Genomic DNA, 8,929 nt, shown 5'->3' with positions numbered 1-8,929 from the left:
ATGCGGGAAGACGCCGGTGGCCGGGTCGATGGAGAAGCTGATGATCTTTTCGGGGGTCGAGGCGGCGACCTCTTCGATGTCCATGCCGCCTTCGGTGGAGGCGACCACCGAGACGCGGCTGGTGTCGCGGTCGACCAGCAGAGAGAGGTAGAGCTCCTGGGCGATGGCCGCGCCTTCTTCGATATAGAGGCGGTTGACCTGCTTGCCCTTCGGCCCCGTCTGGTGCGTCACCAGAACCCGGCCGAGCATTTCTTCGGCGCTGGCCTTCACGTCGGCGGCGGACTTGACCACCCGGACGCCGCCCTTGGCGTCGGGGCCAAGGCCTTCGAACCGGCCCTTGCCGCGGCCGCCGGCGTGAATCTGGGATTTGACGACCCAGACCGGGCCTCCCAGCTTCTCGGCGGCCTGGGCGGCCTCTTCAACCGTGTGGGCGGCGTAGCCGCGCGGGACCGCCACGCCGAACTCTGCGAGGACGGCTTTGGCTTGATGCTCGTGAATGTTCATGAGGCCGCGATATGTCGCTGAAATCGTCTCGCCCGGACCGGCGAGTTCTCGGGCTTATAGGCGCCGCCTCCGAGCGTGGCAACCCGCTAACCCGACGTAACGCCCTCACCAAAGTGACGAGTCCTCCCTAGCCAAAGAATAGGCTCCACATGGTGCGGCCGGGAATGAAGGCGATGATCAGATTGATCGCAAAGGCGCCATAGAACAGGCCCATCATCGCCCGCCGGTGGCGCGCCACCTTGTGGCGTCTGGCCCAGATCACCGCCAGCGGCAGGATGATCAGGGTCCAGCCGGTGAACAGGTGGATCAGCGACCAGCGTCCGGGGGTCAGGCTGGTGATGAACAGGGTGGAGAGCGCCGTCGTCATCACCAGGGCCACCCAGATCCAGCCCGCGGTCCGATGAAACCGCCGGCCTTTGCGCGCCGCCATCAGGCCAGCCCCCAGAACCAGGGCGGCCAGGGCGGTATAGAGGTGCAGCCGGATGACCGGCGACAGACCCGCCAGCAGGGCCAGGTCCGGCCCATGCGGCCGCACCGCTGCAAGCTCCCCCCAGATCCCCGGCCATGTCCGCCACAGGGCTGCGGCCAGGATGGCCATCACCACGACCATGCTCAGCGCAAAGCCGCGGCCGAAGGTCCAGGCCGGGCGGCGGGCGGGGGCGGCGTCTTGCGGGGCGAGCGACATCGGGTATCTCCTGGGTCTTGCGGCTGAGCCGCGATCTGGGCGCCAGACAGGGGTGGGGACGACGATGGGGCCAGCGCGGTTTCGCCAATGGACGTCCCGCCGTCGTGAAGCGCCGCCCCCTGCGACTGGCGCGACGTCGGCGGCGCGGCGCCCGCTGGCCTGGGGTCCCTATGAGGATCTGACCGGCTGGGCGCGGGGGCTCGCCATCGCGCTGGCGGTGGGCGGCTTCCTCGCCCTGTCGGGCGCCTTCGTGGACGAGGACGCCCCCATGGGCCTGCGGCTGGCCTACTGGCTGCCGATGATGGCGATCGGCGCCCTGTGGGGCGGCTTCGTCGCCCGCGCCATCTTTCCCCATGACGAGATCGCCGACGGCGCGGCGCCGCGGCTCTGGCTGCGCTCGATCCTGGCGGCCCTGGCCATGGGGGCGCCGTTCACCGGCCTGGTCTGGGCCGTCACCTGGCTGGTGTTCGGCCACCAGATTAGCTGGCGCGGCCTGCCCTATCTGTTCGGCAGCGTCTTCAGTCTGGCCCTGGCCATGACGGTGCTGAACACCCTGGTCGAGAGCCGTCGGCAGGCCCTGCGCCGGCTGGGCGCCGCCGAGGCGCCGCCCCGGCCCGTGCGATTTCTGGAGCGCCTGCCCCCGCGCCTGCGCGGCGCCGACCTGCACGCGATCGAAGCCGAGGACCACTATCTGCGCCTGCACACTTCCAAGGGCCAGGACCTGATCCTCATGCGCCTGGGCGATGCGGTGGACGAGCTGGAGGGGCTGGAGGGCGCCCAGGTCCACCGCTCCTGGTGGGTGGCCAGGGCCGCCATCGCCGATGTGCGGCGCGGCGATGGCCGGGCCATCCTGACCCTCAAGGACGGGATCGAGGTTCCCGTCAGCCGCACCCATTCGCGCAAGCTGCGGGCGGCCGGCTGGTACTAGGGCGCTCTAGCCCCGCTGGCTGCGCCAGGCTTCGCGGCTCTGGCCCCAGACGTCGACCTCCACATCCATCGGCAGGGGCAGGCGGGCCTGGCGCAGGATGTCCGAGCCCAGCCGCCTCGCCACCGACTGGGAATTGACGTTGGCGGCCTCGATGGTGTGGATCACCTCGTCCCAGCCCAGATGGTCGAAAGCCCAGTCCATGGCCGCTGTCGCGCCCTCGGGCGCATAACCCCGACCCCAGCAGTCGCGAATGATCCCCCAGCCGACCTCGGTCCCCGGCCAGCCGTGGGGCCGCCACGGTCCCAGCCGGCCGATCCAGCGGCCGCTCGCCTTCTCGATCACCGAGAACATGGAGAAGCCCTCCAGCGCCCAGGAGCCGGCGATGGTCATCATCGAGCGCCACACCTGGGCCGGCCCCATCACCCCGCCGATGTAGCGGGCCGCCTCCTCGTCGGCGGAAAAGGCGCACCAGGGCTCGAAGTCAGCCATCACCGGCGGGCGCAGGATCAGCCGCTCGGTCTCCAGGGTCGGCCCCAGCGCCGCGCCGTCGGTCATGGTCATGATCATTCTCCCGCCCTGATCGCATCGTTCAGCCGCAATTCAGGCGTATGGGGCGAGACTTGTCGATGCAGGTCCGCCAGATACTGAGCCCGATAGGCCCATGAACCTCGACTCCTTCGATCCCGCCCCCCGCAAGCCCGACGCCGGCTCACCGGCCGCCGACCTGCGGATCGAGCCCCTCGCCCCGCCGCCCCCGGCGCCGCGGCGCCGAGGCCTGTGGATTTCGGGCGGGCTCCTCGTGGCGCTGGTTGGCGTCGCGGCCCTTGGGCTCACCGTTTCCGACGAGCTGCCGGACATGGCGCCGGAGGGGGCGCAGACCCTGGACATAGAGGTGGCCGACCAGCCCGCCCCGCCGCCGGCCGGCGCGGTGGCGCCCGGGGCGCCCCTGGACGTCCTGCCCGAGGACATGGCCCAGGCCGCCCCGCACAATCCGCCGCCCGTCTATGAGCCGCCGCCGGAGATCGCCCTGGCCGAGGCGCCGCCGGAGCCCGGCCCCCCGGCGCGGCCGGCCCTGCGCCAGCCGGCCAACCTGACCCTTTCCCCCAGCTTCGACTGCCGCCGCGCCCGCAGCCAGGGCGAGCGGGTGGTCTGCGCCGATCCCGCCCTGGCCGAGGCCGATCAGCGGCTGAACGCGGCCTACCAGCAGGCCCTGGCCGCCGGCGTGCCCGACTGGCGGCTGGAGCGACAGCAGCGCCGCTGGCTGCGGGCCCGCGAGGACGCCGCCTTCGCCGCGCCGCAGGCCGTGGCCGAGGTCTATGAGGCGCGCATCGCCGAGCTCGAGGCCCAGGCCGACGTGGCGCCCCCGGAGACCCCGCCCTGGCCGTCCTCCTGGTAGCCGCCAAATAGAAAAGGGCGGCCCGTTTGCCGGGACCGCCCTCACGACCACCCCCTGTCCGTCACCCTCGGGCTTGACCCGAGGGTCCATGAACACCACCCCTCGACGGAGTTCATGGATGGCCCGGTCAAGCCGGGCCATGACGGAATGGATTGGCTGCGTCGCCTAAACGATCAGCCGAGCATGTCCTTCACGGTGTCGCGCTCGCCGACCAGTTCGTCGTTGGTGATGGCGATCTTCGACTTGGCGAAGTCGTCCATCTCGTAGGAGGTGACGACCTCATAGGCGCCGGGCGCGGTGGTCTTCACCGGCATGCCGGCCCAGACGCCCTCGGCGAAGCCGTAGCGGCCTTCCGAATTGACGGCGACGGAGTGGATCTTGCCCGGCGTGACCAGGTCGCGGACGTGGTCGATCAGGGCGTTGGCCGCCGAGGCCGCCGAGCTCTGGCCGCGGGCCTCGATGATGGCCGCGCCGCGCTTGCCCACGGTGGGCAGGTAGTCGTTCTTCAGCCAGGCTTCGTCGCCGATGACATCGGCCGCCGCCTTGCCGCCGATCTTGGCGTGGGTGAAGTCGGCGAACATGGTCGGGCTGTGGTTGCCGTAGATATAGAGGTCGCTGACGTCGTTGATCGAGACGCCGGCCTTCTTGGCCAGCTGAGCGCGGCCGCGGTTTTCGTCCAGGCGCACCATGGCGGTGAAGCGGTCGGGCGTCAGGCGCTTGGCCTGGCTGGCGGCGATCATGACGTTGGTGTTGCAGGGATTGCCCACCACCGCGACGCGGGCGTCATCGGCGGCGACGGCGTCGATGGCCTGGCCCTGGGCGATGAAGATCTTGCCGTTGTCCTTCAGCAAGTCGGCGCGCTCCATGCCGGGGCCGCGGGGCTTGGAGCCCACCAGCAGGCTCCAGTTGGCGTCCTTGAAGGCCACCTTCGGGTCGTCGGTCAGCACCATGTCGGCCAGCAGCGGGAAGGCGCAGTCGTCGAGCTCCATGGCGACGCCCTTCAGGGCCTTCTGGGCGCCCTCGGTGGGGATTTCCAGCATCTGCAGGATGACCGGCTGGTCCTTGCCGAGCATTTCGCCCGAGGCGATGCGGAAGAGCAGGGCGTAGCCGATATTGCCGGCCGCGCCGGTGACCGCGACGCGGATCGGGGTCTTGCTGGTCATGGGGTATCTCCTGGCTTTGGCCGACTTTGTTGGCGGTCCCTAACCCAAGCGGCGCCCCGGCGGCAAGGCCGCTGCTTGTGGCCCCGGCGCTCTGGCTTCAGTCTGGGGCCATGTTCGCCCTGGACCCCGCCTTCGCCGCCACCTCTCACCCCCTGCTCGAGCTTGCCCTGTGCGAGGCCCGGCTGCAGGACGACGCCCGCTATGGCTGGGTCGTGCTGATCCCCAGGGTGCCCGCCGTCCGGGAGCTGGAAGACCTGTCAGCCGACGACCAGGCCCGTCTGATGGCCGAGATCCTGGCCGCCGGCCGGGCTGTGCGGGCGGTCGGCGCAGCCCTGGGACGGCCGGTGGAGAAGCTGAACATCGGCGCGCTCGGCAATGTGACGCCGCAGCTCCATGTCCATGTGGTGGGGCGCCGGGCCGACGATCCCGCCTGGCCTGGCCCGGTCTGGGGCCACAGCGCGGCCCTGCCCTATGACGCCGAAATGCTGGCCATGGCGACCCAAGCCGCGACAGGCGCGCTCAGAACCCTCTAGCGACGACGCAGGGTGACGCTGCGGGGGGTTCCGCTCTCGATCATCTCGCCGGACCACTGGTCCTGGCCGGACGAGGACAGGGTGATCACCGTCGGCGGCGCGCCGGGACGCGGCGAGAAACGCAGGGTCACCCGGCCGCCGCTGCGCTCGATATTCTCCAGGAAGCCGAAGCCGTCCAGGGCGCCCGGGCGCCGCGCGTCGCGCCAGGCGCCTTCCAGGGCGCCGGAGCCCCGATCCACGAACCGCAGAGCGTAGAGGTCGGCGCCGCTGGCCATGGACAGCATCCAGCCGCCGTCCAGCGGCCCCTGCAGCCCTTGGGCCGAATTGAAGGAGGCCCGCAGCCGCGCCTCATAGCTGCGCTCCTCGGCCGTAAGCTCGCCCGCCACCGCCCGGCGTTCGTCCAGGAAGACGGGCTGGGAGGCGATGGTCTCGCTGGGTCGCTGAGGCGCGGCCCGGGGGATCACCGTCGGGACGGGCGCAGGCGCCGGGCGGGGCGCCGGGGCCGCCGTCGGCGCCGGAGCGGGCGTTGGCATGGGCGTGGGCGTGGGCGTCGGTGGAGGCGTTGGGGTCGGCGCAGGCGCAGGCGCCGGCTGGGGCGCGACCTCGGCGGCCGGCGGCGCGGTGCTCACCGGGGCCTCCCCGCTCAGCAGATCGCCGATCGGATCAGGATTCTGGGCCAGGGCCGGCGTCGCCACGAAGCCGGCCAGCAGACAACCGACCAGGACGGGCTGGCGAAACGTCACGGTGATCCGTCCCATTGGCGTGGCTCCCTGTGCGGCCGGCGGTCTGGCCCTGGCGTTCAGATTAGGCGACGTCGCCCGGCCCCCGCGAAACGTCCTCGATGGCCTTGGCCACCGCGATCAGACGCAACGCTTCGTCCAGGTGCAACCGCTCGACCATGCGGCCCTCCACCCGGATCACGCCCCTAGACGTATTTTCAGGCAAATCAAAGGCCTCCGCCACCTTGCGCGCCCAGTCCACGGCTTGCGGATCTGGCGTGAAGGCGCGGTTGGCGGTCTCGATCTGGCGGGGGTGAATCAGGGTCTTGCCGTCGAAACCGAAGGCCGACCCTTGCGCGCACTGGCGGGCCAGGCCCGGATCGTCGTCGATGGCGTTATAGACCCCGTCCAGGATCACAAGTCCGTGCGCCCGGGCCGCCGCCACCATCAGCGACAGCGGCCCCAGCAGGGGCGCGCGGTCCACGTCGGGGCGGCAGCGCATCTCCTTGGCCAGGTCATTGGTCCCGACCACCAGGGTGGTCAGGCGGTGTTCGGCCGCCGCCGCGGCCAGGGGCTCCAGGCGAAACAGCGACGCGCAGGTCTCGACCATGGCCCACAGCGCCACGCCCGGCGGCAGCCCTTGCGCATAGGCCGCCAGGTCCTGCGGCCCATCGATCTTGGGGACCAGGATGGCGTCGGGCGCCGCGGCGGCCGCTGCGGCCAGGTCGGCCTGGCCCCATTCGGTCGAAAGCCCGTTGATGCGGATCACCACTTCCCGAGGGCCAAAGCCGCCAGCGGCGACCACGGCGCAGGCCGCTGCGCGGGCCTCGCCCTTGGCGTCCGGGGCGACGGCGTCCTCCAGGTCGAGGATCACCACATCGCAAGGCAAGGTCCGCGCCTTGTCCATGGCCCGGGCGTTGGCGGCGGGCATGTAGAGGGCGCTGCGGCGCGGCCGGGCGGCCGAACCGGCGGCCCCTTGGGGCTCAGAGGCGGAAGGCGGTCTCATGATGCGGGACTCCCTTGGCGCAGCCTCCGTCTTAGCGTCTAGAATGGCGCCATGACCATCCGATACGACGCCGACGCCTTGAACGTCCTGGGGGGCGAGCTGCAACGCTGCTCGATGGACCCGGTGACGGGCTTCTTCCGCAACGGCTGTTGCGAGACCGGCCCCCATGACCTGGGGCTGCATACGGTCTGCGCGGTGATGACGGCGGAGTTCCTGGCCTATTCGCGCTCCGTGGGCAACGACCTCTCGACGCCTGTGCCAGAGAGCGGCTTTCCAGGGCTTCGCCCCGGCGACCGCTGGTGCCTGTGCGCGCCCCGCTGGAAGGAGGCGCTGGACGCCGGCTGCGCGCCGCAGGTGGTGCTGGAGGCGACCCACGAGGAAACCCTGGCCATCGTTCCCTTAGGCGTCCTGCGCGACCACGCCGCGGCGGTCTGAGCCGCCTCAGACCAGGGGATAGTCCTTCTCCAGGCGGTAGGCCGGCCCGGACGCCCCGCGCCGGCTGGAATAGAGGCCAAAGCTCGCCACGCCGAAGGGCGGGGACTTGAGCAGGTTGTGCCGCTGGATCCAGGCCGCCACCTCGTCCGGATCGGGCCGTGACAGATAGGCGAGCGTGACATGGGGCCGGTAGACCCGCCGGTCAGGCTTCAGCCCGGCCCGCCGGGCGGCCGCCTCGCAGCGTCCAGCCAGCTGTCGCAGCTCGGCGTTCTCGGCCACCCCGGCCCAGATGGCGTGGATCTCGCGGCCTTCGCCAAAGGCTCCGACGCCCTCAAGCTCCAGCTGCAAGGGCCGGCCGATGACGCAGCCCAGCTCGGCGTCCAGGTCGTCGGCCTGGTTTTCCGGGATCTCGCCAAAGAAGCGCAGAGTGACGTGGAGCGCCTCGGGCGGGCGCCAGCGGGCGCCGGGCAGGTCGTGCTGGCGGCCCCCCAGGGCCACGGCGACATCCTCAGGCACGGCCAGGGCGGCGAACAGACGGAGCATGGTCGGCTTTTAGCCCGCGCGAGGGCGTCACGTCCAACCCCGACGACCGGCCAATTCGCCAGTGGAACCAACGATTTCCCCTGGCCGCTTACCGGTTATCCTTGTCAGGAGGCCTTCGGGTCCCGATATTAGAACAGCGTCCGATCATGGACGCGCACAAGAAAGGGCTTTGCCTCGATGAGCGACTTCAACCGTGCCCACGCGCGCTCGATCCCCGCGGATCGCGCCGACATGTCGGTGGATGCGGGTCTTCGCGCTTTCATGCTTGGCGTCTACAACAAGGTGGCGCTTGGCCTCGTCCTGTCGGCCGCTCTGGCCTTCGTGACCGGTCAATATCCGCCTGTCCGCGACCTGATGTATACGGTGACGCCGGACGGACGCCTGGCCGGAATGACCGTCCTTGGGATGATTGTGGCCTTCGCGCCGCTGGGTGTGATGCTGTTTGGGGCCTTCGCCCTGAAGAATGCGACGCCGAAATCCTCCGGGATGCTCTACTGGACCATCGTCGCCCTGATCGGGGCGGGCATGGGCGTGCTGACCCTCGTCTACACCGGCGCTTCCATCGCCTCGACCTTCCTGATCACGGCCGCGGCCTTCGGCGCCCTGTCGCTGTTCGGCTACACCACCAAGAAGGACCTGACGGCCTTCGGCAGCTTCCTGATCGTCGGCGTGATCGGTCTGGTGATCGCCATGGTGGTCAACATGTTCCTGCAGAGCTCGATGATGAGCTTCATCATCAGCGTCCTGGGCGTGCTGATCTTTGCGGGCCTGATCGCCTTCGACACCCAGCGTCTGAAAATGACCTACTACCAGCTGGGCGGCGACCAGGCGGCCATGGGCGTGGCGACCAACTATGGTGCGCTGAGCCTGTACATCAACTTCATCAATCTGTTCCAATTCCTGCTGGCCATCTTCGGCGACCGCCGCTAGGCCCAGCAGACACCGCAAACGACGAAGCCCCGGCGCTCACCCGCCGGGGCTTTTTGTTTGGGCGATGGTTCGTGGGGGCGTCTTGAG

At 70.3% G+C, this 8,929-nt stretch carries 12 protein-coding genes; 5 read left to right on the top strand and 7 right to left on the bottom strand.

All coding sequences use genetic code 11. From position 1 onward, the window contains the following. Together Q8L83_RS02820 and Q8L83_RS02815 are read right to left on the bottom strand one after the other, a co-directional pair. Positions 1-504, bottom strand: a 504-nt coding sequence (locus Q8L83_RS02820; protein WP_305284628.1) for an ATP-grasp domain-containing protein, incomplete at its 3' end; no start/stop codon positions are given. Positions 505-631: 127 nt separating this feature from the next. After that, positions 632-1,189 (bottom strand): DUF2306 domain-containing protein, encoded by a 558-nt coding sequence (locus Q8L83_RS02815; protein ID WP_305284627.1) that lies wholly within the window; start codon positions 1,187-1,189, stop codon positions 632-634. Positions 1,190-1,253: 64 nt separating this feature from the next. On the opposite strand from Q8L83_RS02815, the gene Q8L83_RS02810 reads away from it, so the two are divergent. Beyond that, the gene (locus Q8L83_RS02810; RefSeq protein WP_305284626.1) at positions 1,254-2,117 is read left to right on the top strand and encodes a LytTR family DNA-binding domain-containing protein; all 864 of its coding nucleotides are present in this window, start codon (positions 1,254-1,256) and stop codon (positions 2,115-2,117) included. 6 nt (positions 2,118-2,123) lie between these two features. Here the strand turns inward: Q8L83_RS02810 and Q8L83_RS02805 are convergent, their stop codons facing one another. Next, a complete protein-coding gene (locus tag Q8L83_RS02805) occupies positions 2,124-2,684 on the bottom strand; it encodes a GNAT family N-acetyltransferase (protein ID WP_370868343.1) in 561 nt (186 codons plus the stop codon). 94 nt (positions 2,685-2,778) lie between these two features. On the opposite strand from Q8L83_RS02805, the gene Q8L83_RS02800 reads away from it, so the two are divergent. Then, a complete protein-coding gene (locus Q8L83_RS02800; RefSeq protein WP_305284624.1) occupies positions 2,779-3,513 on the top strand; it encodes a lysozyme inhibitor LprI family protein in 735 nt (244 codons plus the stop codon). Positions 3,514-3,686: 173 nt separating this feature from the next. Here Q8L83_RS02800 and Q8L83_RS02795 read toward each other — a convergent pair whose 3' ends face one another. Further along, positions 3,687-4,676, bottom strand: coding sequence for a malate dehydrogenase (locus Q8L83_RS02795; protein ID WP_305284623.1), 990 nt, complete (start codon positions 4,674-4,676; stop codon positions 3,687-3,689). A gap of 110 nt (positions 4,677-4,786) precedes the next feature. Between Q8L83_RS02795 and Q8L83_RS02790 the strand changes: the two genes are divergently transcribed. Continuing rightward, on the top strand, positions 4,787-5,209 hold the full coding sequence (locus Q8L83_RS02790) for an HIT domain-containing protein (protein ID WP_305284622.1): 423 nt from the start codon (positions 4,787-4,789) through the stop codon (positions 5,207-5,209). On the opposite strand, the gene Q8L83_RS02785 is transcribed toward Q8L83_RS02790, so the two are convergent. Together Q8L83_RS02785 and Q8L83_RS02780 are read right to left on the bottom strand one after the other, a co-directional pair. After that, a complete protein-coding gene (locus Q8L83_RS02785; protein WP_305284621.1) occupies positions 5,206-5,967 on the bottom strand; it encodes a hypothetical protein in 762 nt (253 codons plus the stop codon). The two genes, Q8L83_RS02790 and Q8L83_RS02785, sit on opposite strands and share 4 nt — an antisense overlap. A gap of 46 nt (positions 5,968-6,013) precedes the next feature. After that, the gene (locus tag Q8L83_RS02780; RefSeq protein ID WP_305284620.1) at positions 6,014-6,934 is read right to left on the bottom strand and encodes a CoA ester lyase; all 921 of its coding nucleotides are present in this window, start codon (positions 6,932-6,934) and stop codon (positions 6,014-6,016) included. A gap of 51 nt (positions 6,935-6,985) precedes the next feature. Here Q8L83_RS02780 and Q8L83_RS02775 point away from each other — a divergent pair, with 51 nt between their 5' ends. After that, complete coding sequence (locus tag Q8L83_RS02775) at positions 6,986-7,369, top strand: DUF2237 family protein (RefSeq protein ID WP_305284619.1); 384 nt, start codon at positions 6,986-6,988, stop codon at positions 7,367-7,369. Between the two features lie 6 nt (positions 7,370-7,375). Here Q8L83_RS02775 and thpR read toward each other — a convergent pair whose 3' ends face one another. Then, entirely contained in the window at positions 7,376-7,912 is a 537-nt protein-coding gene (thpR, locus tag Q8L83_RS02770) for an RNA 2',3'-cyclic phosphodiesterase (protein WP_305284618.1), read from the bottom strand. Between the two features lie 177 nt (positions 7,913-8,089). Here thpR and Q8L83_RS02765 point away from each other — a divergent pair, with 177 nt between their 5' ends. Next, positions 8,090-8,842: a Bax inhibitor-1/YccA family protein gene (locus Q8L83_RS02765; protein WP_305284617.1), complete on the top strand. Its 753-nt coding sequence runs from the start codon at positions 8,090-8,092 to the stop codon at positions 8,840-8,842. Positions 8,843-8,929 lie beyond the last annotated feature (87 nt).

This window comes from Phenylobacterium sp. (assembly GCF_030680185.1).
Classification (GTDB): Bacteria; Pseudomonadota; Alphaproteobacteria; order Caulobacterales; family Caulobacteraceae; genus Phenylobacterium.
The sequence above is the reverse complement of the archived record's forward strand: the minus strand, read 5'-3'. Positions and strand labels throughout refer to the sequence as shown.